This window comes from Acinetobacter sp. CIP 53.82 (assembly GCF_000369465.1).
Lineage (GTDB): Bacteria > Pseudomonadota > Gammaproteobacteria > Pseudomonadales > Moraxellaceae > Acinetobacter > Acinetobacter indicus.
Window position 1 is genome coordinate 1,384,952 of sequence record NZ_KB850046.1, and the last position, 26,901, is coordinate 1,411,852.

The 26,901-nt window shown below is 49.3% G+C and carries 19 protein-coding genes and 1 rRNA gene; 14 read left to right on the forward strand and 6 right to left on the reverse strand.

Annotated features, from left to right (window positions below):
• Positions 1-77: 77 nt before the first annotated feature.
• Both rrf and F905_RS12125 read left to right on the forward strand, forming a co-directional pair.
• Positions 78-192 (forward strand): 5S ribosomal RNA (gene rrf, locus F905_RS12120).
• A 441-nt stretch (positions 193-633) separates the two neighbouring features.
• The gene (locus tag F905_RS12125; protein ID WP_005181158.1) at positions 634-1,995 is read left to right on the forward strand and encodes an aromatic acid/H+ symport family MFS transporter; all 1,362 of its coding nucleotides are present in this window, start codon (positions 634-636) and stop codon (positions 1,993-1,995) included.
• A 79-nt stretch (positions 1,996-2,074) separates the two neighbouring features.
• On the opposite strand, the gene F905_RS12130 is transcribed toward F905_RS12125, so the two are convergent.
• Positions 2,075-2,758, reverse strand: a complete 684-nt coding sequence (locus F905_RS12130) for a TIGR04219 family outer membrane beta-barrel protein (protein ID WP_005181160.1) — start codon at positions 2,756-2,758, stop codon at positions 2,075-2,077.
• Between the two features lie 137 nt (positions 2,759-2,895).
• Between F905_RS12130 and F905_RS12135 the strand changes: the two genes are divergently transcribed.
• From F905_RS12135 to F905_RS15240, 3 genes are all read left to right on the forward strand, one after another.
• Positions 2,896-4,347: an aldehyde dehydrogenase family protein gene (locus tag F905_RS12135; protein WP_005181161.1), complete on the forward strand. Its 1,452-nt coding sequence runs from the start codon at positions 2,896-2,898 to the stop codon at positions 4,345-4,347.
• A 521-nt stretch (positions 4,348-4,868) separates the two neighbouring features.
• Complete coding sequence (locus F905_RS12140) at positions 4,869-6,356, forward strand: sodium-dependent transporter (RefSeq protein WP_005181163.1); 1,488 nt, start codon at positions 4,869-4,871, stop codon at positions 6,354-6,356.
• A gap of 1 nt (position 6,357) precedes the next feature.
• Positions 6,358-6,468, forward strand: a complete 111-nt coding sequence (locus F905_RS15240; protein ID WP_005181164.1) for a methionine/alanine import family NSS transporter small subunit — start codon at positions 6,358-6,360, stop codon at positions 6,466-6,468.
• A gap of 74 nt (positions 6,469-6,542) precedes the next feature.
• Here the strand turns inward: F905_RS15240 and rsmB are convergent, their stop codons facing one another.
• The gene (gene rsmB, locus F905_RS12145) at positions 6,543-7,847 is read right to left on the reverse strand and encodes a 16S rRNA (cytosine(967)-C(5))-methyltransferase RsmB (protein WP_005181166.1); all 1,305 of its coding nucleotides are present in this window, start codon (positions 7,845-7,847) and stop codon (positions 6,543-6,545) included.
• Positions 7,844-8,806, reverse strand: coding sequence for a methionyl-tRNA formyltransferase (gene fmt / locus F905_RS12150; protein WP_005181170.1), 963 nt, complete (start codon positions 8,804-8,806; stop codon positions 7,844-7,846). The genes rsmB and fmt overlap by 4 nt, the downstream gene beginning before the upstream one ends.
• Positions 8,807-9,229: 423 nt before the next feature.
• On the opposite strand from fmt, the gene ilvD (F905_RS12155) reads away from it, so the two are divergent.
• The 5 genes from ilvD (F905_RS12155) (at position 9,230) to F905_RS15540 (ending at position 15,417) form a co-directional block, all read left to right on the forward strand.
• Positions 9,230-11,059 carry a dihydroxy-acid dehydratase gene (gene ilvD, locus F905_RS12155; RefSeq protein WP_075174681.1) on the forward strand — a complete coding sequence of 610 codons (1,830 nt, stop codon included), beginning with the start codon at positions 9,230-9,232 and terminating at the stop codon, positions 11,057-11,059.
• Between the two features lie 415 nt (positions 11,060-11,474).
• Positions 11,475-13,160 carry a dihydroxy-acid dehydratase gene (ilvD, locus tag F905_RS12160; RefSeq protein ID WP_005181175.1) on the forward strand — a complete coding sequence of 562 codons (1,686 nt, stop codon included), beginning with the start codon at positions 11,475-11,477 and terminating at the stop codon, positions 13,158-13,160.
• 79 nt (positions 13,161-13,239) lie between these two features.
• Positions 13,240-14,562 (forward strand): hypothetical protein, encoded by a 1,323-nt coding sequence (locus F905_RS12165; RefSeq protein ID WP_005181177.1) that lies wholly within the window; start codon positions 13,240-13,242, stop codon positions 14,560-14,562.
• Positions 14,543-14,830 (forward strand): chorismate mutase, encoded by a 288-nt coding sequence (locus F905_RS12170; protein WP_005181180.1) that lies wholly within the window; start codon positions 14,543-14,545, stop codon positions 14,828-14,830. Before F905_RS12165 ends, F905_RS12170 begins: the two co-directional genes overlap by 20 nt.
• A gap of 410 nt (positions 14,831-15,240) precedes the next feature.
• The gene (locus F905_RS15540) at positions 15,241-15,417 is read left to right on the forward strand and encodes a hypothetical protein (protein WP_005181183.1); all 177 of its coding nucleotides are present in this window, start codon (positions 15,241-15,243) and stop codon (positions 15,415-15,417) included.
• A 242-nt stretch (positions 15,418-15,659) separates the two neighbouring features.
• On the opposite strand, the gene F905_RS12175 is transcribed toward F905_RS15540, so the two are convergent.
• From F905_RS12175 to F905_RS12185, 3 genes are all read right to left on the reverse strand, one after another.
• Positions 15,660-16,970, reverse strand: a complete 1,311-nt coding sequence (locus F905_RS12175; RefSeq protein WP_005181189.1) for a solute carrier family 23 protein — start codon at positions 16,968-16,970, stop codon at positions 15,660-15,662.
• Positions 16,971-17,270: 300 nt separating this feature from the next.
• Positions 17,271-19,955 carry a phosphoenolpyruvate carboxylase gene (gene ppc / locus F905_RS12180; RefSeq protein WP_005181193.1) on the reverse strand — a complete coding sequence of 895 codons (2,685 nt, stop codon included), beginning with the start codon at positions 19,953-19,955 and terminating at the stop codon, positions 17,271-17,273.
• A 139-nt stretch (positions 19,956-20,094) separates the two neighbouring features.
• Positions 20,095-20,706, reverse strand: a complete 612-nt coding sequence (locus F905_RS12185; protein WP_005181195.1) for a TetR/AcrR family transcriptional regulator — start codon at positions 20,704-20,706, stop codon at positions 20,095-20,097.
• Between the two features lie 153 nt (positions 20,707-20,859).
• On the opposite strand from F905_RS12185, the gene F905_RS12190 reads away from it, so the two are divergent.
• The 4 genes from F905_RS12190 (at position 20,860) to dnaJ (ending at position 26,834) form a co-directional block, all read left to right on the forward strand.
• A complete protein-coding gene (locus F905_RS12190) occupies positions 20,860-21,960 on the forward strand; it encodes an efflux RND transporter periplasmic adaptor subunit (protein ID WP_005181197.1) in 1,101 nt (366 codons plus the stop codon).
• 2 nt (positions 21,961-21,962) lie between these two features.
• Entirely contained in the window at positions 21,963-25,109 is a 3,147-nt protein-coding gene (locus tag F905_RS12195; protein WP_005181199.1) for an efflux RND transporter permease subunit, read from the forward strand.
• 131 nt (positions 25,110-25,240) lie between these two features.
• Positions 25,241-25,618, forward strand: a complete 378-nt coding sequence (locus tag F905_RS12200) for a hypothetical protein (protein ID WP_005181203.1) — start codon at positions 25,241-25,243, stop codon at positions 25,616-25,618.
• Between the two features lie 106 nt (positions 25,619-25,724).
• Positions 25,725-26,834, forward strand: a complete 1,110-nt coding sequence (gene dnaJ, locus F905_RS12205; RefSeq protein ID WP_005181205.1) for a molecular chaperone DnaJ — start codon at positions 25,725-25,727, stop codon at positions 26,832-26,834.
• Positions 26,835-26,901: the final 67 nt, after the last annotated feature.

A 26,901-nucleotide genomic window follows, 5' to 3' on the forward strand; every position in this document is an offset into this window, starting at 1 on the left:
ACAAAGTAAGGCATTACATGCAAAAGCATCAAGCTTAAGCAAAGTAACTAAGACCCGAACAAGTCCATAACAGTTGTGCTGGCGACAATAGCAAGAGTGAACCACCTGATCCCTTCCCGAACTCAGAAGTGAAACCTCTTAGCGCTGATGGTAGTGTGGGGTTACCCATGTGAGAGTAAGTCATCGCCAGCTCATTATTCAAAATCCCCCAAGCAAAAGCGAGGGGGATTTTTTTATGGGCGTAATTTCTAGTTTCTACATCTACGACTTGGATAGTATTTTTCTGGCTTTATGACACAATTTTTACATTTATTTGCAAATTTGTGTGGTAGAAGTTGTCATTTAAGCCTGTCTTAAAAATTGCAATGATGAAGCTTTTATTTCACTGTTTTGTAATATAAAAATTTTAAAAAATAGAATAAGTTTCCACTAATTGTAAAATTTATAACTAAATTTTCTGCTCTGAAATTGAGCTTTATTGCTAAATCAAATCTGATTTTTAAGAAAAATTTATCATTTAGACCTTTTATCCATAGACAAAAAATGAATAATCATTCATTTTGTAGACAAAAGTGAATGATTGTTCATTTTTTCATATTAAGAATAAAATCTCACAATTGGAGGTGAGGATTAATGACAGCAACAACAATGAATGTGAATGCTGTAGTGGACAAGGCAAAGTTCAAACCTTTTCATTTAAACGTCGTACTCTGGTGTTTATTTGTAGTCATCTTTGACGGTTATGACCTGGCGATTAATGGCGTAGCCCTACCACTACTGATGCAAGAATGGAATATGACTGCTGTGCAAGCAGGCATGTTGGCCAGTACTGCCCTGGCCGGAATGATGTTCGGTGCCATGTTTTTTGGCATGCTGGCCGATAAGATTGGCCGTAAAAATGTCATTTTAATTTGTGTGACCTTATTTAGCGGTTTTACCTTCTGGGGCGGTTTCGCATCTAACCCGACTGAATTCGGAATTTTGCGCTTTATTGCAGGTTTAGGAATTGGCGGAGTATTACCGAATCTAGTGGCCTTAACCTCTGAATATGCACCACAAAAACTGCGCAGTACCTTGGTGACGACCATGTTTAGTGGTTATGCGGTCGGCGGTATTATGGCTGCATTACTGGGTGCCTGGTTAACTCCAAGTTTTGGCTGGGAAGTGATGTTTTATATCGCGGGTATTCCACTGTTACTGTTACCGATCTTGTGGAAGTTTTTACCTGAATCATTGACCTTTTTAGTGAAAAAACAGCAGGATGAAAAAGCGCGCCAGATTATCCAGAAAATCACGCCAGAAGAAAAAGTCAGTGCGCAGACTCAACTGGTCTTAAATGAAGTACAGGTGCCGGATGCCTCTATTGCCGCCTTATTTAAGCAAAACCGTGGCATGAGTACCTTATTGTTCTGGTGCTGTTTCTTTATGTGTTTATTGATGGTCTATGCACTGGGCAGCTGGTTACCAAAACTGATGATGGCCGCCGGTTACTCGCTGGGTAGCAGCCTGATGTTCCTGATGTCGATGAATATTGGTGCAGTAATTGGTACCATTGGCGGCGGGATTCTGGCAGACCGTTTCCATTTAAAACCGGTGATTATTGGCATGTTCCTGATGGGGGCTGTAGCGCTGGTTGGATTAGGCTTTAACTCGCCACAACCGGTGATTTACCTACTGGTGGCGCTGGCTGGGGCTTCCGCAATTGGCAGTAGTATTCTGCTATACAGCTTTGTGGCGCAGTATTATCCACTAGCGGTACGTTCAACCGGGATTGGTTGTGCCTCTGCGGTTGGTCGCGTGGGTGCAATTGTCGGCCCGATTATTATTGGGGTGCTATTGGGCATGGAATTACCGCATAAACTGAATTTCTTGGCGGTGGCGATTCCAGCGGTGATTGGTGCAATTGCAGTTGCCCTGATTCGTATCCAGAAAGCCTCTGAGCCGGTTACCGAAACGCCACCGGTGGTGTCCAAGGCCAGTCGCTCTTATAGCTAAACCGATGTAATTCATCTAAACCAACAAAAAGCCTCAGTAGAGGCTTTTTGTTTAAAGGGAAAAAGATGATTTGCCTGGCTTAGAAATGTGCTTCCAGCCCAAGATAAGGACCTTTAAAATCCAGCTGGAGATTATGTTCATCACCTTCGTTTAGCTCCACATCTAGAATGCGGTAACCGGCTTTCAGGCCGACATCGATCAGTAAATTATCAATAAAATTATATTTCAGTTCTGCCTGCGCATCGCTAATGACAGTATCATCAAACTTGGCATAGCTGGCTTCGGCTTTGGCACTTAAACCGGTAAAAGGTAGTTTCACCCCGGCTTCGGCATACAGCATTGGCAAGGTTTCACTGACCTGTTCCACTTCGGTTAAATTCTGCTGCACGGTACCGTCCAGCACCTTGGCACCCACACCAATATCGGCACTGACAATATTGTCCAGAATTTCGTAATAGACAATGAAGTCGGAATAATCGAGGTCGATCCGCTCCATCTTTTCATTCAGAACTTCACGTTCTGATTCTGCCTCAAGTGTGCTGTGCTTGATTTTGACATTCGGCAATAACGGTACTGGATGTTCAACCGCCAAGGCAAAAGACAAACTGGAGTCATCTTTCATCTCGGGCTGGCCCAAGGCACTCGATAAGTCACTGTCATAATGCCAGTAATCGACGCTACCTTTAACACCAATAATATCGGCCTGCGCGGCGCTAAAACAGCCAAGACCGAGGATGAAACACAATGCTGGACGTGTACGCATAAAAATCCCTGTAGAGCTTGTATATTCTCAGAATAAATTTATTGTGGAGGATGGAGCCGGGAAACATCTCGGCGCATCATATCGGGAATTGGTATAAATTGCATTGACGCATCATGCAAAAAATAGAGGACCTGCACATGGCTACGCACACTGATCATCCGCACGATTATCCTTTATATCTGGCTGGACAGCCGCATGTGACCGGCCAGTGGCTAGAGGTCGAAGATAAGTATCTGCAACGCTGTTATGCACGTGTGGCGCTGGCCGATGCAGAGACGCTGGAGCAGGCGATTCAGGCCGCAGTCCAGGCGGAAGCGGCGATGGCGGCATTAAAACCGTTTCAGAAACAGAAAATCCTGCTGCATTGTGTGCAGCGTTTTCAGGAATGCCGGGCCGAGCTCACCGAACTGCTGATTATTGAAGGCGGTAAACCGAAAAGGGCTGCCGCTGCTGAAGTGGAGCGGTTAATCAATACCTTTCAACTGGCTGCGGATGCAGTAACCCAGATGGATCAGGGCCGGATGATGCCATTGGCAGTAACTGCCGCGGCTTGCAGTTATCAGGGCATCAGTAAACAGGTACCGATTGGCGCGGTATCGCTGATCAGTCCATTTAATTTTCCTCTGAATTTAACTGCCCATAAAATTGCACCCGCGATTGCTGCAGGCTGTCCCTTTGTTTTAAAACCGGCCAGCCTAACCCCGATTTCTGCCTTAAAAATTGCCGAGATTCTGGCGGAAACCGATTTACCGGCTGGTGCCTTTTCGGTATTGCCCTGTCCGCGTGAGCAGGCCGATGTGCTGGTCACCGATGACCGCTTTAAACTGCTGAGCTTTACCGGTTCTGATGTGGTGGGCTGGGACATGAAAGCGCGTGCCGGACGTAAAAAGGTCACGCTGGAGCTGGGCGGCAATGCTGCCGTGATGATTGAGGCCGATACCGAAGTCAATGATGCACTGGTTGACCGGCTGATTGGCGGTGCCTATAACCATGCCGGGCAGGTGTGTATTAGTGTGCAGCGTATTCTGGTACATCGCGCGATTTACACACAGCTTAAAGATAAACTGGTCAGCCGTTTGCAGTCATTACGGGCGGCTGATCCGCGGCTGGACAGCGCTTTGGTTGGGCCGATGATTAAAGAGAACGAAGCCGTGCGCCTGAAAAAATGGCTGGATCAGGCCGTAGCAGAAGGCGCGACGATACTGGTGGGCGGTGAACAGCAGGGAGTGATGTTCGAGCCGACATTGCTGGAGCAGGTTTCGCCTCAGTCAGAAATTTACCAGAATGAAGCTTTTGGTCCGGTGGCTATTCTGGAGCCGTATGAACAGTTTGAGCAGGGTATTGAACGGATTAACCAGAGCCGCTTTGGTTTGCAGGCCGGGGTCTATACCCAGAATCTGCAGCAGATGCTATATGCCTGGGACCAGCTGCATGTTGGCGGGGTGATTATTAACGATATTCCATCGTTCCGGGTCGATAACATGCCGTATGGCGGGGTCAAGGATTCGGGGCTGGGACGTGAGGGAATTCAATCGGCAATTCGTGATATGCAGGAAGAACGTTTGCTGGTGATCCATCAACCGGGTTGACGGCTTGGGGTGCATCAAGGGCAAGCTTGAACTTGATGCATTCTCATCTATAGATCACGGCAATCTATTTAAATACAGCATCTGAAGAAAGCATTGAGGGGCGGCGATAGGCATTTTATATCATCGGGTATAAATGACCGTTTAAAGGAACGCAATTGAGTTTTCAGTTTTACTTCATAATATATTCCAAAAAGTTTGGTAATTCATAACCAAAATTGTACAATAAATAAGCTGATTAATTGAGCGGTTGAATCAGGATAGATTATAAAAACCCAAGATTTGGAGCAGAAATTACAGAATAATTTTTTAAAAGTGAGTATTGTTGAACCATATAAAAGGGAGTCTTCACGATGCACTTTAAGCAAGTTTTCGTCATTCACTCCCTGTTTGTCATTTAGAAACTAGTACCCAAAAGGTCAAGGCTAAATCAAACACTCAAGATTAATATTGCATGGTGCTTTTTTGCTTGCGAGAAAACCACATAAAAAGCAGTGAAAAAAGCATCTAGGTTTAGGTGTTTTATGTCAGGAAATCGTGAAAACTGGTCCGCGCGATCAGGCTTTATTATTGCAGCGATTGGTTCAGCTGTAGGCTTGGGGAATATTTGGCGTTTTCCCTATGTGGCTTACGAAAATGGTGGTGGTGCCTTCCTGGTGCCGTATCTGGTGGCAATTTTTGCTGCTGGTTTGCCGTTATTATATTTAGATTACGCGGTCGGACATAAGTTCCGTAAAGCGCCGCCACTGGCGTATAAAAAGCTCATGAACAGCGAGTCCTTGGGCTGGTGGCAGGTGATGGTGACTTTGGTCATCGGGATTTACTATGCCAGCGTTCTGTCCTGGGCCGGTAGTTATATGTACTACGCAATTGGCCAGAAATGGGGGGCAGATACCCAGGCTTTCTTCTTTAATTCCTATTTGCAAAATGGCGAAGGGCTGGCCTTGGGCTTTGTACCGACCTTATTCTTTGGTCTGGTGATTGTCTGGGCAGTGGTGATGTTCATTCTTTACGGTGGCGTACGTCGTGGTGTGGAACTGGCCAATAAAATCTTTATGCCGTTACTGGTGGTACTGTTCACAATTCTGGTGATTCAGGCGATCCGTTTACCGGGCGCAACCGCAGGTTTAAATGCCTTCTTTACCCCGAACTGGGAAGCGATGGGCAACTATAAAGTCTGGCTGGCCGCATTTGGTCATATCTTCTTCTCGCTGTCTGTCGGCTTCGGGATCATGCTGACCTATGCCTCGTATTTAAAGCGTAAAACCAATATGACTGGTTCCGGTGCGGTGGTTGCGCTGGCCAACTCATCTTTTGAAATTCTGGCCGGTATCGGGGTATTTGCGGCTTTGGGCTTTATGGCGTTAAGTTCAGGCTCAACCGTGGAAGAAGTGGTATCTGGCGGTATTGGTCTGGCTTTTATTGCCTTCCCGAAAATTATTTCCAGCATGGGCGCAGGCGGCGACTTATTTGGCTTCCTGTTCTTTGCCTCGTTGACCGTTGCCGGGATTACTTCCATGGTCAGTATTCTGGAAGTGCCGATTTCAGCTTTCCAGGACAAGTTAGGCTGGTCACGTAAAAAATCGGTCAGCATTATTGCCGGTGGTTCTGCCATTGTTTCGACCCTGATTTTCTCGACCCATAGTGCGATTACCTTTGTCGACATCATTGACTACTTTGCCAATAATATTGGTATTGTTGGCGGTGGTTTACTGTCGATTATTCTGGTGTCGTGGTTCCGTCGTCCGTTATTGTCGCAGTTACAGGCGCATATCAACCAGTACTCTAGTATTAAACTGGGTGCCGGCTGGAACTTCCTGTTAACCGTGATTACTCCATTATCATTACTGGTGGCTTTAGGCTTAACTATCAAGTCGATTGTTGCAGAAGGTTATGGCGGTTATCCGGCTGAAATCTTATGGCTGGTGGGTGGCGGTACGCTGGCCCTGTTTATTGTGGGTGCCATTGTACTAAGCTGTCTGAAAGACAAAGTACCGGAAGAGGAGAACTAAGATGAATACTGAAGCGATTATCATGATGATCATCTCGACTGTCCTGCTCTGGGGCGGTTTAATCCTGGCCATGATTCATCTGAGCAAACATCCAGATGAACCAGAGGATTAAGTCTGTGGTACATGCATGTGCAGACTAAGCTGCTGTAAAAAAAGGAACCACCTGAGGGTTCCTTTTTTTATCGTCTAGATTTTTTCGATCCGGCAATAATAGAAGCCATCGCCGCGTCCGGCTTCCGGTAACAGCTGGCGGCCATACTGCTGTTCGACACCATAGTCTGTGACAATTTTAATTTCTTTGGCATCGGCATGCTGGGCAAAGAACTGCTGCATCTGCTGTTCATTTTCTGCTTTTAAAATGGAACAGGTGATATACAGCAAGGTGCCGCCGACTTTTAGCTGGGACCACATCTGTTCCAGAATCTGCTGCTGCAGCTCGACAGTTTGCTGAATGTCAGCGGACTGGCGTAACAGGCGAATATCCGGATGACGGCGCATCACCCCAATGGCAGAGCAGGGTGCATCCAGCACAATACAATCGACCGGTTCGGTTGCGGTCCAGCGCGTAGCATCTGCCGCCAGAATTTCGACCTGCTGCGTATCGGTCAGTTGCAGGCGCTCCAGATTTTCCCTGACCCGTAACAGCCGTTTCGGGTCCTGATCCAGTGCCACCAGAGTGGCCGGACTAAATTTTTCCAGAATATGTGCGGTTTTTCCGCCCGGGGCTGCACAGGCATCAATCACCACTTTGCCATTTAAATCTGGCAGTAACTGCGCACAAAGCTGGGCATGTTCATCCTGTACCGAGAACCAGCCGGCATCAAAGCCCGGCAGCTCCGGAATCTGCACCGCCTGTTCCAGAATAATCGCCACATCGGAACGCTCGCCCGGACGTGCCTGAATACCGGCGCCCAGCAGTTTATTCAGATAGGCTTCACGGCTGATCTTGCGCTGATTGACCCTTAAAGTCAGTGGTGCTGTCTGTTTCAGGTCCTGGGTCAGTTGCTCCAGCTGTTCCGGCCAGTCTTTTTTCAGACGTTTAAACAGCCAGCTGGGTAAACCATGCGCCGCTTGCAGCGTCTGCTCAAAGACCGATGTTTCACGTGAAACACGACGCAGGATGGCATTGACCACACCACTGAGCGCCTGAAAGCCTAACTGCTTGGTGGCAGTCACGGTTTCTGAAATAGCCGCATGGTCGGCAATACGGGTACATAAAATCTGATACAGCCCGACATAGAGACAGGTTTCGACGGTTTCATTGTTCAGTGGTTTGACCAGCAAAGGCAGGGTAATGCTTTTCAGGCCATACCATTGACGCAAGGTGCCCAAGACCAGTTCGTGATACAACGCCCGGTCACGCTCGGCGACCTTGGTCAGATGCAGCGGTAAAATACTGGCCAGAGATTGGCCCTGCTGGACGGCCAATAAAGTACGAATGACTTGGGCGCGTAAGTTCAGATGTGACTGACCGGATGGATGTTGATTCATGCCAGCACCTGCCCAATACTTAATTTCTGGGTTTGTGCAATCTGGACCGGATTCAGCGCTTTACCACCCGGCCATTGCAGGCTGGTCAGACAGATGGCTTTGCCATCGCCACAGGCCACATGCACGCCCTGTTTATCTAGTGCCAGAATGGTCCCCGCCGACTGGCCATTGACCGCTTCATTCGACAGCACAGATCCCCAGACCCGTAAACTACTTTGCTCATCCAGCGGAATAAACGCCACCGGCCACGGGTTAAAGGCGCGAATATTGCGGTCAATTGTCACAGCATCCTGAGACCAGTCAATTTTCGCTTCGGCTTTAGACAGCTTGTGGGCATATACCGTTAAAGCTTCATCCTGTACTTCGCGCTGTTCCAGATACTGTTGTAAAGTCTGCTCCGAAGCCAGTACCGCCACAATCGCCTCCGCACCCTGAATGGCCAGTTTGTCATGCAGGCTGGCAGAGGTATCTTCAGCTGTAATCGGGCACAGGGTTTTATACATCATATCGCCGGTATCCAGCCCGGCCGCCATCTTCATAATGGTCACGCCGGTTTCAGCATCACCGGTGGCAATGGCGCGTTGAATGGGCGCCGCTCCTCGCCAGCGTGGCAGCAGCGAACCATGAATATTCAGGCAGCCATATTTGGGTGTATCCAGCACCACTTGCGGCAAAATCAGGCCATAGGCTGCCACCACCATTACATCGGCATTTAGGGCTTTCAGTTCTGCCTGCGCAGCCAGACCTTCTTCTGTGGATGATTTAAAATGTAACGGTTGATACACCGGAAGATCATGCGCCAGCGCCAGTTGTTTTACGGCAGAGGCCGTAAGTTTTTGTCCGCGGCCTGCTTTGCGGTCAGGTTGAGTATAGACCGCCACAATTTCATGCTCGGTTTTTAATAAGGCATCGAGCGCTACAGCTGCAAATTCTGGTGTTCCCGCAAAGATAATTTTCACACATGAGATTCCATATAAACTTGCCCCACATTATATGCGAAAAGCCTTTTTAAGCCTAAATTGTCATGTAAATAGAGATTGCATCTTCATGAGTTTGGCTGGGTGCTGTTATTTGCAAACAAAATTTTATTTAAAAAATTAATATCAATAAATTTTGTTTATATAAAAGGTAAAAATTATTCATGAAAATGCCGGAGCTAATGCTTTATGATCAAATCATATCGGCTCCGTAGGCGAGTCTCCCCAGTTTTCATCAGTTGAAAGATCGCAGAATAAAAGGTTCAAAAGACCCGATCACCCAGCACGCTGACAGATTGAGCTGTAGTATGATGTGACGAAATTTCAACTGATAACCTGAAGATCAGTACATTTTAGCCAGAGATGGGGATTCACCCTCTCAAGCACAACTCTTTGGAAATACACATGCCTGACTATCGTTCAAAAACATCGACACACGGAAGAAATATGGCGGGCGCACGTGGCTTATGGCGTGCGACCGGGATGAAAGATGAAGATTTTGGCAAGCCGATTATTGCGGTGGTCAACTCTTTTACCCAGTTTGTACCGGGTCACGTGCATTTAAAAGACCTGGGTCAGCTGGTGGCACGTCAAATTGAAGCGTCAGGTGGTGTAGCCAAAGAATTCAATACCATTGCGGTCGATGATGGTATCGCCATGGGTCATGACGGTATGCTGTATTCCTTGCCATCACGTGATCTGATTGCCGACTCGGTCGAATATATGGTCAGCGCGCACTGTGCCGATGCCATGGTTTGTATTTCAAACTGTGACAAAATCACCCCGGGCATGTTAATGGCCGCGATGCGTCTGAATATTCCGGTGGTGTTCGTGTCGGGCGGTCCAATGGAAGCAGGTAAAGTCAAAATCCGTGGCAACGAAAAAGCCATCGACCTGATTGATGCCATGATTGTCGCTGCAGATGACAACTTCACCGATGAAGAAGTGGCGGAATACGAACGTTCGGCCTGTCCAACCTGTGGTTCATGTTCAGGCATGTTCACTGCCAACTCAATGAACTGCTTGACCGAAGCGCTCGGTCTGTCGTTGCCAGGCAATGGTTCTACACTGGCCACCCACGCCAACCGTAAAAAACTGTTCGAACGTGCTGGTTCTTTAATTGTGGAACTGGCCAAACGTCACTATGAACAGGATGATTACAGCGTTCTGCCACGTTCAATTGCCACCAAAGCCTCGTATGAAAATGCCATGACGCTGGACATTGCCATGGGCGGTTCAACCAATACTGTATTGCACCTGTTGGCTGCGGCCAATGAAGCCGGTGTTGATTTCACCATGGATGACATCGACCGTTTATCGCGTAAAGTGCCGGTCCTGTGTAAAGTGGCTCCAGCGAAAAATGATGTACATATGGAAGATGTTCACCGTGCCGGCGGGATCATGGGTATTCTAGGCGAGCTGGATCGTGCCGGTTTGCTGGATACTTCTGTACCGACCGTACATGAAGCCACTTTAAAAGATGCCTTAGATAAATGGGACATCATCCGTACTGAAAACGAAGAGGTGTACACTTTCTTCAAATCGGCGCCAGGTGGCGTTCCGACCCAGACTGCATTCTCACAAGACCGTTATTATTCACGTCTTGATGGCGACCGTGAAAATGGTGTGATCCGTAATGCTGAACATGCCTTCTCTAAAGATGGTGGTCTGGCCGTGCTGTACGGCAACATCGCGCTGGATGGCTGTATCGTAAAAACTGCGGGTGTAGATGAATCCATCCTGAAATTTAATGGTACAGCTCGCGTATTTGAAAGCCAGGATGCCGCGGTGGAGGCGATTCTGGGCGGTAAAATCAGCGCCGGTGATGTGGTGGTGATTCGTTATGAAGGTCCACGTGGTGGTCCGGGCATGCAGGAAATGCTGTACCCAACCAGCTACCTGAAATCCAAAGGTCTGGGTAAAGACTGTGCCTTGCTGACCGATGGCCGTTTCTCGGGCGGTTCATCTGGCTTGTCGATTGGTCACGTCTCTCCGGAAGCGGCAGAAGGTGGCGCGATTGGTCTGGTCGAAGATGGCGACCGTATTGAAATTGATATTCCAAACCGTAGCATTCACTTGGCGGTTGATGATGCAACCATGGCAGCGCGCCGTGAAGCACAGGAAGCCAAAGGCTGGCAGCCGGCTGAGGAACGTCCACGCAAGATTTCTAAAGCGCTGAAAGCCTATGCCATGCATACCACCAGTGCGGCCAAAGGTGCGGTACGTGAAATCTAAGCGCTAAGTTTTTAGAGCTAAAAAAGCACTCCTGATGGGGTGCTTTTTTATGTGAGAAGCTAAGTTTGAAATGGATAGCTTCAGCATGACACTGTCTTAAAGAGAAGGATTTGATAATGGTTGATTAGCTTTGGTTCGACCGACCTTGCGAAATATATTGCTCATTGGGAAAAAGGAGGCAAAACCATTTTCATCTGCAAAACTCGTTCAATACCTGCAGGTTTCACTGATATCGCAAAACCATTTAATATGAATTGTAGTTCTGCCTCGGACCGTTGCAGATGACTTGGGTATAGATCAAATGTTCGAGAAACCGCTGAAAGCTATATTGTACGGATTTAATTCTATACAATAATCGTAGAATAAATTGCCAAACACTGTGGCTTCAATCCAGTGATCGCCAAGGAAGAAACCAATGAGTAAAGATAATATCCGCGAACATTCCGCCCCGGTCTATGAGGGCATTGAAAATGCACCGGCACGTTCCATGATGCGCGCCACCGGCTTTCAGGATGAGGATTTTACGCGTCCATTTATCGGGATTGCCTCAACCTGGGCCAATGTCACGCCGTGTAATATGCATATTGATGGGCTGGCGCGTGAAGCCGAAGCCGGGGTCAATGCCGCTGGCGGTAAGGGGATTATCTTTAACACCATCACCATTTCGGACGGGATTTCAAACGGCACCGAGGGCATGAAATATTCGCTGCTAACCCGCGAGATTATTGCCGATTCGATTGAAGCCGTGGTTGGCTGTCAGGCCTATGATGGGGTGATTGCAATTGGCGGCTGCGATAAAAATATGCCAGGCTGTATTATGGGGCTGGCACGCCTCAACCGTCCGGGGCTGTTTGTCTATGGTGGCACCATCAAGCCGGGCGCAGGCCATACCGACATGATTTCGGTATTTGAAGCGGTCGGGCAGCATGCCAAGGGCGAAATTAATGAAATTCAGGTCAAACAGATTGAAGAAGTGGCCTTGCCGGGACCGGGTTCCTGTGGCGGCATGTACACCGCCAACTCGATGGCCTCGGCGATTGAAGCCTTGGGCATGAGTTTACCGGGTTCATCGGCGCAGGAAGCGGTGTCTGAAGACAAGAAAATTGACTGTCAGCGTGCTGGTGAAGCGGTAATGAACCTGCTGCGTCTGGACATTAAACCGCGCGACATTATGACCAAAGCCGCGTTTGAAAATGCCATTAAAGTGCTGATTGCCCTGGGCGGTTCCACCAATGGCGTGCTGCATTTACTGGCGATGGCGCATACGGCCGGGGTCGAGCTGAGCCTAGATGATTTTGTCCGCATTGGTCAGGATATTCCGGTGGTGGCCGATGTACGTCCATCCGGTCAATACCTGATGTCTGAACTGATTGCGATTGGCGGGATTCAGCCGCTGATGAAACGGATGCTGGATGCCGGCATGCTCGATGGTTCCTGCCTGACCGTGACCGGTAAAACACTGGCCGAAAATCTGGCGGATGTTGAAGACTATCCGGAAGGCCAGCAGATTATCCTGCCATTTGATGCGCCGGTGAAAAAAGATTCACATCTGGTGATTTTAAAAGGCAACCTGTCGCCAACCGGTGCGGTGGCAAAAATTACCGGTAAAGAAGGGCTGTATTTTGAAGGCCCGGCACGGGTGTTTGAAGGTGAAATTGGTGCCATGCGCGGTATTCTTGACGGTCAGGTGCAGCCGGGCGAAGTGGTGGTAATTCGCGGTGTTGGACCAAAAGGCGGACCGGGCATGCCTGAAATGCTAAAACCGACTTCGGCGATTATTGGTAAAGGCCTGGGCGATGCTGTGGCCCTGATTACCGATGGCCGTTTCTCCGGCGGCAGTCATGGCTTTGTGATTGGCCATGTGACCCCGGAAGCCTATGAAGGTGGGCCAATTGGTTTGGTGAAAAATGGCGATAAAATCTCCATCAATGCCGAAACCCGTGAAATGACCTGGCATGTGTCTGAACAGGAAATTGCCGCGCGTCAGGCGGCCTGGGTCAAGCCAAAACCAAATTATACGCATGGTGCACTGGCCAAATTTGCCCGACTGACCTCAGGGGCAGAGACTGGCGCCGTGACCGATTTAAATTTGGATGTGTAATTGATCATTTAAGATCAAATTGTTATAAACCGGTGTAGTATCTTTTATTCCGCCGTTTAATCCTTTAGAGGCTCAGCTCATGTCACTGTTACGCCGTTGGTTTGATCCAATCCGATCGAGTTGGTTTTATCAAAAACCGTCTCGTCAAGCGGTGTTACCGATTGAGCAGGGCCTCAGTATTCATCTGCGTTTAGATGATGTGTATAGCTATCTGGCGGTGCAGGAACTGCCACAGCTTGAAGAAATTCTCTCCGATGCCTTAAAGCCGTTAAAGGTAATTATTTCCAGTGGCAGTGCAGAGCCGCCGAACCAGATGTCGGCGCTGGAATGGCAGAACTATTGCCTGAATGATGCACAGATCCTGTCCAAGCAGCACCGTTTCAGTTTTCATGACACCCCGGAGCAACCGACCCCGGAAGCCTTGGCGCAAGCTGAAACCATCTTGCGGCATACGCCTTTGCGTGGTCAGGATTTTCTGTATTTGCTGGAAGATGTATTTCATATGCTCTGGCAAAAGCAGTATGGCAAATTACGCACCCTGTATGCCATGGCCAGCCGCCATCATCAGGAACAGCATTTTCCGGAACGGATTTTTAATCAGGATGCCATTCTTGCCAGCTATTTCGAATTTGGTGGCCGTCAGTATCATGCGGTAGATGATTTGTTACGCCTGACCCGGCGCCTAAAACAGCAGAAGCTGCTGACCGGTAATCCGATTTTCCTGATCAATCATATTGAATGGCGTGAGCATTTAATTAATGATGCCGAAGCTTTAAATGAAATTCAGCGTATGGACCCGGAGCTGGATTTATATATCGCGCTGGAAGATCCGATTTCCTGGCTGCTGCTGGCCTATATTCAGGAAGAGCTGGCCAATTATTATAATATTCATTTGAATGTCTATCCGCTCAGTTATCAGGGCCGTGACCTGTTTGACTGGAGTCTGGCGACCCGTTTATCCAAACGCACCGAAGTGGCCTTTACCCCGTTTTGCCGGCCGACCCAGGATGCCACCTATCAGATGGCGCGACTGTTTTATAGCGTGCCGGAAGAACAGCGTATGCAGGCCATTCACCGAATTTTGCAGGCGGTGTGGACCCAGGGCAAAGACCTGTCTTTTAAAGCCCATTTCGAGCAGTTACGCCGTGAGTTGAACATTGTTGAACTGAGCAGTGCCGATATTGAACAGTATCTGAAAGACAATGACATGCTCTGTGAAATGAAGTCCCAGCCGAATTTACCGGTGCTGGAGCTGCGGATTGACGGGCAAAGTTATGTGTTTAATAGCCTTTATCGCGTCTGGATGATTGAAAGTATTTTCAGTAATGTGTTAGAAGAAAAGTACAAAAGTGAAAACGAAGCTGAAAATGACATCTTACAACATGAAAAAAGAGAAAGTTGAGTCGCTGGAACAGGCTCGCGCACAGATTGATGTGATTGATAGTGCTTTGGTGGAGCTGATTGCAGCGCGTCAATATTATGTCGATCAGACCACCCGTTTTAAAAAATCAGAAACCGATATGCAGACCCCGGAACGCCAGGCCCAGATTCTGGAGCGTTTGCGTAACCAGGCCACCAGCTTGGGGCTCGATGCCCAGCTGATTGAACAGCTGTACCAGACCATGTTCCAGCATTTTATTCAGCGTGAGCTGAAACAGTTTAGACCTTAAAACCGATAACAATTAAAAACGCGCTGGCACTCTGTTTTCATCACAGCAGGCCGGGATAATCTTCCTGATTCCGGCGGCGCGGATTATTTTTGTTCGTCTTTAATCTTTAGCCAGAACCGTAGACATCAGCACTCGGCAGGTGAGATGAATCTGGGAGGTTATTTCGCTTCAAGATCAAGGTTGGTTGAAAAACAAGCGAATCATCTAACTTTAATTTAAAAATAAACCGATGGCGGTATTTTGCGCAAAGCTAGAGCCCGGCAGGCTTTGCGCGCGTCTATAGTTTTTTGGTAAACTAAATCTATTGATTTTATTACATATTTTAACACGATAGATTTGACTTAATTGAAAATGTATATATATTGTATATACATCTTTTTGTTAAAGCGTCTTTATTTTGGAGTGAAGCAATGAGCGAGCAAATCAAAAAAATAAAGACAGGCAAAAAAGATGGACAACTTTTAATTCGTATTAATAGTGCTGAACGCGATGAATTTATTCATTTGTGTGAAGAACTGGATACTAGTGCTGCTCGTGAATTAAGAAAATTTATTCGTAGCTTTGTGAAACAGCACAAGCGCGAATAGCCTTACTAGGGAGTAATACCATGGCGAAGCAAGTTAAATCGTTAAAGCAAAAAATCAAAGCACGTTTGAAAAAGATTTCAAAACATCAGGGCAAATTGAAACAGCTGCAAAAAGCCCTGAAAAAGCAAAAATAATTTAATTTTGCCTTGAAACCTGACTGCTAGCGTTTAGGTTTCAGATAAAAAACCGAAGCCGGTACTGATCATACCGGCTTCGGTTTTTTTGTATATTAGTCAGGGCAGTTATACTTTTTCTGATTTTTCGCCCAGGCTAAAGAACAGGTTCAGTAACAGTGCGGCAAAGGTTGCTGTCCCAATACCCCCCAGGTTAAAGCTGCCGAATTGCAGGGCAAAGTCACCGGTACCTAAAATAATGGTCACTGCCGCCACCATCAGGTTTTTGTTTTTCGAGAAGTCGACTTTGTTTTCAATCCAGATTTTCGCTCCAGCAATGGTAATCAGACCAAACACCACAATTGAGGCACCGGTTAAAATCGCGCTTGGAATGGTATGAATAATGGCACCAAACTTAGGCGATAAACCGAGGAAAATGGCAAACACACCGGCAACCGCAAAAATAATGGTCGAGTAGACACGCGTCACTGCCATCACGCCGATATTTTCACCATAGGTGGTCATGCCTGGCGCACCGACACCACCGGCTAAAGTGGTGGCTACACCATCGGCAACAAAGGCTTTACCAATATGCGGGTCCAGGTTTTCACCGGTCATGGCACTCACCGCTTTAATATGGCCCAGGTTTTCTGCCACCAGAATCAGCGCTACCGGGGCAATGATCAGCATGGCATTGACTTCAAATTCCGGACCATGGAAGGTTGGCAGGCCAAACCATGCCGCCTGCTGGATTGGGGCAAAGTTAATCGGGGTGCCATAACCCATGACATTACTGACAATAAAGTAAACCAGATAGGCCAGCAGCAGACCCACCAGGAGCAACAGGCGCTGTAACAGTCCTTTGGTAAATACCGCAATCGAACCCATACATAGGACGGTCACTAGCGCCATCCACATATTAAATGGATTACCGGCTACGCCTTTGACCGTGACCGGCGCCAAGTTCAGGCCAATGATCATCACCACTGCACCAGTGACCACAGGTGGCATTAATTTTTCAATCCAGCGAGTACCGGTGGCCATGACCAGAAAGCCGAGCAGGGCATATAAAATACCGCAGGCAATAATCCCGCCGGCTGCCACCGCAATATTTGGGTTGGGTCCGCCCGTGCCGGATGCTGCATAACCGGTCGCAGCAATTACCACCCCAATAAAGGCAAAGCTGGAACCTAAATAACTTGGAACACGACCACCGGTCATAATAAAGAACAGGATGGTACAGATCCCGGACATCAGAATGGCCAGGTTCGGGTCAAAGCCCATCAGGAAAGGCGCAAGTACCGTCGCACCAAACATGGCAAACGCGTGCTGAACCCCCAGGACCACAGTTTGCGCAGGTGGAAGATACTCATTGGTACCTACAGGACGTGCATCGATACTGCCTTGATACGGGCGCCATTTGGGAAACCAATTGGACATATTTTGAGCACTCTAAAGACAAATTGTGCCAATCATACTCCTGTTTTTTAAAAGATTTAATCGGAGATACAAAATTTTTGTTCAAATTAATTCTATGACTTTGCTTTATTTTTTACCGCAGGGTAAAAATTTTTCAATATAAAAACAGTATGAAATCAGTAGATTAATTCATCGACTTTGGCTGGAGGGAATGTATAAATAATAATTATTTTATTCATAAAAAAAAGAAATGACAGCTTTATGACTGCTTAAAAATACAGCACATGCAGAACATGTGCTGTATGTTTTTGCCAATTTGACTTAGCCGGTGTTGCGTAATCCGGCGGCAATACCGGCAATGGTGACCATTAAGGCATGATCTACCGGACTATGCTCGGCCTGCTGGCTGTTGAGATACTGGCGGCGGCGTTTCATCAGTTCGGCCTGCAGCAGATGTAGCGGCAGCAAATATGGTTTACGCACTTTCATCGACTGATCCAGTACATCATTGCTGCTGAGTAGCTGTGACTCACCTTTCAGCGCCAGCAAGGTCTGGACTGCATCTTTCAGGCGTTGACGCAGCTCGGCACCCAGCGCTTTCAGTTCTTCATCTTCAGTCAGATGCGCCTCATAGTAGAGCGCAATATGCCCATCGGCCTTGGACAGAACCATCTCCAGCATATCCACCAAGGTCTGAAAATACGGCCATTCGCGCAGCATTTCTTCCAGCAGCGCCTGCTGGTCCTGGGCAATCACCTGGTTAATAGCCGCACCGGTGCCCAGCCAGGCTGGTAGCATCAGACGAATCTGGGTCCAGGCAAACACCCAGGGAATGGCACGTAGCGATTCAATGCCGCCGCTGACTTTACGCTTGGCCGGACGTGAACCAAGCGGCAGCATTTGCAGCTCCAGTTCCGGGGTCACGGTACGCAGGTATTTCACAAAATGCGGATTTTCCCGCACGGTCTGGCGATAGACCTGCACCGACAGGTCGGTCATGCTGTGCATTAACTGGCGCCATTCCTGTTTAGGAACAGGCGGTGGCAGCAAGGTCGCCTCCAGTGTTGCAGCGGTATAGATTTCCAGATTCTGTAAGGCAATTTCTTCCAGACCAAACTTGAAGCGAATCATTTCGCCCTGTTCGGTGACGCGAATCGCCCCGGAAATAGAACCCGGTGGTTGTGAGAACAGGGCCTGCTGGGTCGGTGCGCCGCCACGGCTGATAGAACCACCACGACCATGGAACAGGGTCAGCTGAACCCCGTGCTGCTGCGCCACAGCGGTCAGTTCTTCCTGGGCACGATACTGGGCCCAGTTGGCCGACATAAAGCCAGCATCTTTGGCCGAGTCGGAGTAGCCAATCATCACCTCATGTTTGCCCTGAATATGCTGCTTGTACCAGTGCATACTAAACAGGGTGTGCATGGTGTCGGCTGCGCCGTCCAGATCTTTCAGGGTTTCAAACAGCGGCACCACGCGTAGCGGCGTTTGAATACCGGCTTCTTTTTGCAGCAATAACACCGCTAGCACATCACTTGGATATTCGGCCATGGAAATAATATAGGCACCCAGCGATTCTGATGGCTGTTCGGCCAGAGTCCGCATGGTGGCAAACACTTCCTGCACATCCGGATGTTCAATCAGGCTCTGTTTCGGTTCCTGCAGGTATTTAGGCAACAGCGGACGTTTGCTTTGCAGTTCCTGCAGCAGGAAATTCTGCCGCGCCTGTTCGGTCCAGGTTTCAAAATTGCCCAGCCCAAGATATTCGGTAATTGCCGAAATGGCCTGACGATGACGACCAGATTCCTGACGGATATCCAGTTTGAGCAGTTCAATTCCGAAACAGTTGACCCGGCGAATGAAATCCAGCAGCTTGCCATTGGCAATTTCTGGCATGTTGCAGGCCATTAACGAGCGGTGACATAACAATAACGGGGTCAGCAGTTCCTGTTTGCTTTTAATCACCTGGCTGTCATCGGCATCCAGTCCTTGCAGCTTTTGCGCCAGCCAGTCACGGGTGGCCGTTAAACGCTGGCGCGTCTCACGTAAATATTCACGATACGGTTCAGGATGCGGGGTGCCAATTGCAGCCAGCAGCTCCGGGCTGCATTGCTGGATCGACAGTTCCCAGCGCAAATCTTCAATATCGCGCAGGTACAAATCGGCGGCTTTCCAGCGCGAGAGCCACAGCACTTCCTGGGTCACCTGATGGGTCACATTCGGGTTGCCATCGCGGTCACCGCCCATCCAGGAGGCAAAGCGCAGCGGTGCAATTTCCAGTGGCAACTGCTGGCCACACTGGGCCTGCACCATGTTGTCCAGTTCCCGGATAAATTTAGGCACTGCATTCCACAGCGTCTGTTCAATGGTGGTAAAGCCCCATTTGGCTTCATCAATCGGGGTCGGGCGATGCTGACGAATTTCATCGGTCTGCCAGGCCGAGCTGATCAGCTGTTTCAGTTCTTCCAGTACGGCTTGACGTTCACGCGGCGTCAGTTTCTGCTGGTCAAAAGCCGACAGGCAGGCATTGATGCCATCATATTTCTGAATGAGGGTGCGGCGGCTAACTTCGGTCGGATGTGCGGTTAAGACCAGTTCAATATTCAGCTCGCAGATCTGCTGGAACAAGGTCTCGGCAGAAATATCGTGCTGCTGGAACTTCTGAAACAGATGATCGAGTGGATTCGGGGAGGGTGCGCTGTCATCAAATTCGCTCTGGCGGCGGCTACGCACCACATGATACTGCTCGGCAATATTGGCAAAATTTAAAAAGTGGGTAAAGGCACGGGTCAGCGGCAGAATTTCTTCATCTTCCAGACTGGACAGCAGTTGTTCGAGTTGTTTTTCTGCTTCAATCTGGCCATCACGGGCGCCTTTGGCCAGCGCACGAATCTGTTCGACCTGATTAAACAAATCTTGTCCGGCGTGCTGTTTCAGGGTATCGCCCAGTAAATTTCCCAGCAGACGCACATCTTCGCGTAATGGAGCAGCAATTTGTTGAATCATTTTTTTCCCTCTCCAGAGTTCCTGTTTTGACTATACCCGGAATTCGTGACAATCCAAGCCAAGATAAGGCGAAAGTCGGATAATTTTTATCCGGAAGCGCTGCAAAAAAGCCGGTTTTGTTCAAGGCTTAGGCAGCCAGTCACTCGGAGATGGCTTGCAGGAACAGCTGGATACTGGACTGGATCAGCTGCTGCTGTTCATCGGCGGCCGGAATCGGACGGATGCCGAGCAAAATTTCATGATGGCGCTGACCGAGTAACAACGACAGCATCAACTGGATTAACTGTTCTAGCGGCCTGTTGGGAATGAAACCTAACGCAATGGCCTGTTGGAAAAAATGCTGCCAGACCTGGTTCAGCTTCTGATGCGAGGCCTGATAAAACTGCTGTAACAGTGGACTTTGCTGTGAGGCCAAATCGAGCAGCAGATATTCCAGCTTGATGGCTTCGGGTAAATAGACAATTTCCAGAGACAGCGCACATAGCTGTGCCAGCGCCTGCTGGAAATTGCTGTCGGTACTGAGCTGCGGCGGACGCGCCATAATCAGGGCTTCACAGGTATCTTCAATGGCACAGGTAAACAAGGTGGCCTTGTCCTGAAAATGATTATAGACCGTCAGTTTGGTCACGCCGGCATCGCGGGCAATTTCATTCATGCTCGAACCATGATAGCCCTGCTTTAAAAACAAGGATTTAGCCGATTCCAGAATGCGCTGGCGTTTTTCGAGATCTTTGGGACGTCCGACGTTCATTTGCTGAAAATATCCTAAATAAAATAAAAACAGTCATTGTGTTTTGCTGTTTCTTGCAATTAATGTACTCATCGGTATATTAATTAAAAATTGATCATTTTTAATATATTGCTATTTTGCCTGAAAAACATCTGACAAATAAGAGTCAACCGCATGAGCACGATTAACACGGTAGTTCTCAGCCTGATCCTGGTGTGTAGCACCCTGGTCGGTTGCAGCAAGGACAGCGCCAGCACTGAACAGAATATTCCCTATGTGATGGTGGCCCAGCCCACCTCCAGTCATCAGGCACAAAAAAGCTATGCCGGAGAGGTGCAGGCGCGTCAGCAGACCGCGTTGGCCTTTCGGGTGGGCGGTCAGGTGGTGGAACGCTATGTCGATGTGGGCGATCAGGTCAAGGTCGGGCAGGCGCTGGCACGTTTAGATGTTAAAGATGCCCAGTTACAGCTGAATGCAGCGCGCGCCCAGCTCGACAGTGCCCAGTCGGCCGCCAAAATTGCCCAAGATGAATTGCAACGTTTTCAGCAGCTGTTGCCAATGAATGCGGTTAGCCGCTCGCAATACGATGCGATCGACAATCAGTACAAATCTGCCGTGGCGGCGCTGAAACAGGCGCAGTCCAATTATGCGGTGGCGCAGAACCAGACCGTCTATAACCGGCTGGTGGCCAATAAAAACGGGGTGATTACCGCACGCAATATTGAAGTGGGGCAAGTGGTTGCGGCCGGTCAGGCGGCGTATCAGCTGGCAATTTCCGGTGAACGTGAAGTGGTGATTGGCGTGCCGGAGCAGGCCATGAGCCAGATTAAAGTCGGTCAGCCGGCCACAGTCACCTTGTGGTCACAGCCGGATCAGCGCTTTGAAGCTTATGTGCGGGAGATTTCACCGGCAGCTGACCAGTCACGTACTTTTAGTGTCAAGGTGGCGCTGCGTGCTGCCAATCCGGCCATCCAGCTGGGACAAAGTGCGCGGGTGTTTTTAAATGGCAATGCACAGCAGCAGCTGACCGTACCGCTGTCCAGCGTCTCGGCCAATGGCCAGCAGGCCTATGTCCTGGTGGTGGGTGCCAATCATCAACTACGTAAAGTAGATGTGCAGCTGGGCGCTTATGGCCGTGACAGCGTACCGGTACTTAGCGGGCTGAAGCCAACGGACTATGTGGTGGTGGGTGGGGTACATCTGCTGCGCGACCAGCAAAAAATTCATCCGATTGACCGGGAAAACCGTGCCGTCAAGCTTCAGGCAGGGGGTTAAGCATGAGCGCACCGCTAAACTTTAACCTGTCGGAATGGGCCTTAAAAAACAAGGGCCTGATTCTGTATTTCATGCTGCTGCTCGGCATTATTGGCATGTATTCCTATTCCAAATTGTCGCAGAGTGAAGACCCGCCGTTTACCTTTAAGGTGATGGTGGTGCAGACCTACTGGCCGGGCGCAACCGCCAAGGAAGTGTCCTTGCAGGTCACCGACCGGATTGAAAAAGAGCTGATGACCACCGGGCAGTACGAGCGGATTCTGGCCTATTCGCGTCCGGGAGAGTCGATGGTGACCTTTATTGCCAAAGATTCGCTGCGTTCCGGGCAAATTCCGGATATCTGGTATACGGTACGCAAGAAAATCAATGATATCCGGCATGAATTGCCCCAAGGCGTGCAGGGGCCGTTTTTTAACGATGAATTTGGCGATACCTTCGGCAATATTTATGTACTAACCGGCGAAGATTTTGACTATGCCACCTTAAAAGAATATGCCGATCGCCTGCAGCTACAATTGCAGCGGGTCAAGGATGTCAGCAAGGTCGAACTGATTGGCTTGCAAGACCAGAAAATCTGGATTGAACTGTCCAATACCAAAGCGGCCCAGCTCGGTATTCCAGTTACCGCCATTCAGCAGGCGTTGCAGCAGCAGAACAGCATGGCCAGTGCCGGCTTTTTTGAAACCGAAACTGACCGGATTCAGGTCCGGGTTAGTGGCCAGCTAAACAGTGTTGAAGCCTTGCAGCAGATGCCGCTACTGGTCAATGGCACCACCATTCAGCTGGGTGATGTCGCGGAGATTTACCGCGGTTTTAGCGATCCGGCCCAGCCACGGATGCGTTTTATGGGCGAAAACGGGATTGGCATTGCCGTATCCATGCGTAAAGGCGGTGACATTCTGGCGCTGGGGGAAAATCTGGCCAGCGAATTCCAGCGGCTACAACAGACCTTGCCACTGGGCATGCAGCTGCAAAAAGTCTCGGATCAGCCGGTGGCGGTCAAGCACAGTGTCAATGAATTTATGAAGGTACTGGCCGAGGCGGTGATTATCGTGCTCCTGGTCAGCTTTTTCTCGCTCGGGTTTCGTACCGGTCTGGTGGTGGCTTTTTCAATTCCGCTGGTGCTGGCGATGACCTTTGCCGGCATGAACCTGTTTGATGTTGGCCTGCACAAGATTTCCCTCGGTGCCCTGATTCTGGCGCTGGGCCTGCTGGTGGATGATGCCATTATTGCGGTAGAGATGATGGCCATTAAAATGGAGCAGGGCTATAGCCGGCTTCAGGCGGCTGGTTTTACCTGGAAAACCACCGCTTTTCCAATGCTGACCGGTACTCTGATTACTGCCGCCGGCTTTTTACCGATTGCTACGGCGGCGTCTAGTACCGGCGAATATACCCGCTCCATCTTCCAGGTGGTGACGATTGCCTTGGTGGTGTCCTGGTTTGCCGCGGTGCTGTTTGTGCCGTATCTGGGTGATAAACTGCTGCCCGATTTTAATCAGTCGCCACAACAGGCCAGCTGGTATCAGCGCCTTTGGGCACGCTTACGCAAGCAGCCCGCTCCAGCGCCTGTGGTGCATCATGTCGGTGAGCAGCATGATCCGTATCAGACCCGTTTTTATCAGGGCTTTCGCCGCTGGGTCGATACTTGTGTGACCTATCGCAAAACCGTGATTGCCGCTACGGTAGGCATTTTTGTGCTGTCGATTTTGATGTTCAAGCTGGTGCCGCAGCAGTTTTTCCCGCCATCGAACCGGGCCGAAATTCTGGTCGATCTGAAACTCGAAGAAGGCGCTTCGTTAACAGCCACCGAAGCCGCAGTACAAAAGGTCGAGCAGTTCCTGGCCAAGCAGGAGGGGATTGATAACTATGTGGCCTATGTGGGCACTGGCTCGCCGCGTTTTTATTTACCGCTCGATCAGCAGTTACCGCAAACCAGTTTTGCCCAGTTTGTGGTGCTGGCCTCATCGCTAGAAGACCGGGATGAAATTCGCCGTTCGCTGGATGAGCAGATTCGTAAATTATTACCGGAAGCGCGTACCCGGGTGTCGCTGCTGGAAAATGGTCCGCCGGTTGGCTATCCACTCCAGTTCAGGGTTTCCGGTGAAGATCTGGCTCAGGTGCGGCAATGGGCACAGCAGGTCGCAGCTCAGGTCGATGACAATCCAAACACCACCAATGTGCATCTGGATTGGGGTGAGCCAAGCAAGGTGATTCATCTACAGATTGATCAGGACCGGGCGCGACAAATGGGCGTTAGCAGTGTTGATTTGGCTAATTTCCTCAACAGCTCCATTCTTGGCAGCGCGATTGACCAGTACCGGGAAAAACGTGAGCTGATTGAAATTCGCCTGCGCGGTGATGCAGCCGAGCGGGTCGATGTCGGTTCGCTCAGCAGCCTGGCAGTGCCAACCGCACAGGGCAGTAGTGTGCCATTGGCCCAGATTGCCCAGATTGAATACCGCTTTGAAGAAGGCCTGATCTGGCACCGTAACCGTTTACCGACCATTACCGTACGGGCTGACATCAGCAGCGGTTTACAGCCAGCCACGGTGGTAGGGGAGCTAAGCGAACCCTTACAGCAGATTCGCAGCCAGTTGCCAAACGGCTACCTGCTGGAAGTCGGCGGGACGGTGGAAGAATCGGCGCGAGGGCAAAGCTCGGTCAATGCCGGTATGCCGCTATTTTTGGCGGTGGTGTTTACCCTGTTGATGCTGCAGTTAAAAAGTATGTCACGGGCCTGTATCGTGTTTTTAACCGCACCGCTTGGCATTATTGGGGTAGTACTGTTCCTGCTACTGTTCAATAAGCCTTTTGGTTTTGTGGCCATGCTCGGCACCATTGCGCTGTCGGGGATGATCATGCGTAACTCGCTGATTCTGATTGACCAGATCGAGCAGGATATTCAGGCCGGTGAAGCGCCATGGGATGCAATTATCAATGCCACGGTGCGCCGCTGCCGTCCAATTGTGCTGACGGCACTGGCCGCCGTGCTGGCCATGATTCCGCTGTCGCGCAGTATTTTCTTTGGCCCGATGGCGGTGGCCATCATGGGCGGATTGATTATTGCGACGCTGCTCACTTTATTCTTTTTGCCGGCCCTGTATGCGCAGTGGTTTAAAGTGAAAAAAAATCAGAATATGGCCTGATTTTGTGTCAATATAAGGTGCGAAAGCTTGAAAATTTCAATATAGTAGCACCTTCATTTTTACAATTTTCAATAGGTAAATTTACTGCATATTATAAAACCAAACATGCAGTAAATGGGGTTGAAGCACACATGCAGCAAGATAGCTTAGCCAAGTTACGTCGTTCGATTGCTCTTTCTTACGTCTTCATGTTTTTCGCCCTGTTTACCTTAATTAGCGCCATTTTTGCTTACTGGCTGGCCCGTAAAGTGGTGATGGTCGATCAGACTGAAGTCTGGTTACAGGCCCAGGCACTCTGGGTTATGCGCAATGTCATGATCTACTCCATTTTGGCGGTATTTGCTGCCCTGTGGTTTATTCCGCTATTTTTCTATGCCTGGAATGATGCCACTTGGGTCACTGCGACCACCATTGCTGGTGTGGTGTTTAGCGCCATTGCCTTCTTATATTTACTCAATGCCTGGATCAAAGGCTTAAGTAAATTCATGAAAAACAAGGCGGTGTTTTAAGCAGCCTAAATTTTTTTCGCTGCCTGCCCTTGTAAATCTGGGATAAACCCCAATTTCAGACCTCAGTTGAGTCTTAAATAAAATTCCGTGAGGAGCATCGCCAGACATGGCTAAACGTGATTATTATGAGGTTTTGGGTGTTGCTAAAACCGCTAGTGATGATGAAATTAAAAAAGCCTACCGTAAGTTGGCGATGAAATATCATCCGGACCGTAACCCAGATAACCTGGAAGCTGAAGAAAAATTTAAAGAAGCTTCAGAAGCCTATGAAGTGCTGTCGGACAGCGAAAAACGCAGCATGTACGACCGTATGGGCCATCAGGCCTTTGAAGGCGGCATGGGCGGTGGCGGCTTCGGCGGCGGCTTTAGTGCTGAAGATATCTTTAGCCAGTTCGGCGATATTTTTGGGGGGGCCTTTGGGGGCGGTGGCCGTCAGCAACGTGCGCGCCGTGGTTCGGACCTGCGCTATGTGATGGAACTGACCCTGGAAGAAGCGGTTAAAGGGGTGAAAAAAACCATCAGCTTTACCGCACCTGCACCGTGTGATGCCTGTGATGGTAAAGGTTCGCAAAATCCGAATGATGTTGAAACCTGTAAAACCTGTCATGGTGCCGGTCAGGTACGTATGCAGCAAGGTTTCTTCTCGGTGCAGCAGACCTGTAGCACTTGTCGTGGCCAGGGTAAAATCATCAAGAACCCATGTAACAAATGTCATGGTTCAGGTGTGTCTGACCGTCAGCAAACCCTGGAAGTTACCATTCCAGCCGGTGTCGACAATGGCGACCGGGTACGTTTAACCGGTAAAGGTGAAGCGATCCGTGATGGCCAGGCGGGCGACCTGTACGTAGAAGTGGTGGTGCGCGAGCATGAAATCTTCCAGCGTGATGGTGCCGATCTGTATATGGATGTGCCGGTTTCGATTGCCGATGCTGCCCTCGGTAAAGAAATTGAAATTCCGACGCTGGATGGCCGGGTGAGCCTGAAAATTCCGGAAGGTACCCAAACCGGTAAACTGTTCCGCCTGCGCGGTAAAGGCGTGAAACCGGTACGTACCAGCATGGTCGGTGATCTGCTGTGCCGTATTGTGGTAGAAACCCCGGTGAACCTGACCTCTCGTCAGCGTGAACTGCTGAAAGAACTGCAAGCGACGCTGGATGGCGATAACAACAATTCGTCACCAAAGAAAAAGTCATTCTTTGACCGTCTGTTTGACTAAGCCAGTTGAAACAGCGCGCTCAAACACAAAGGGAGATGAACATCATCTCCCTTTTTTATGGCGAGTA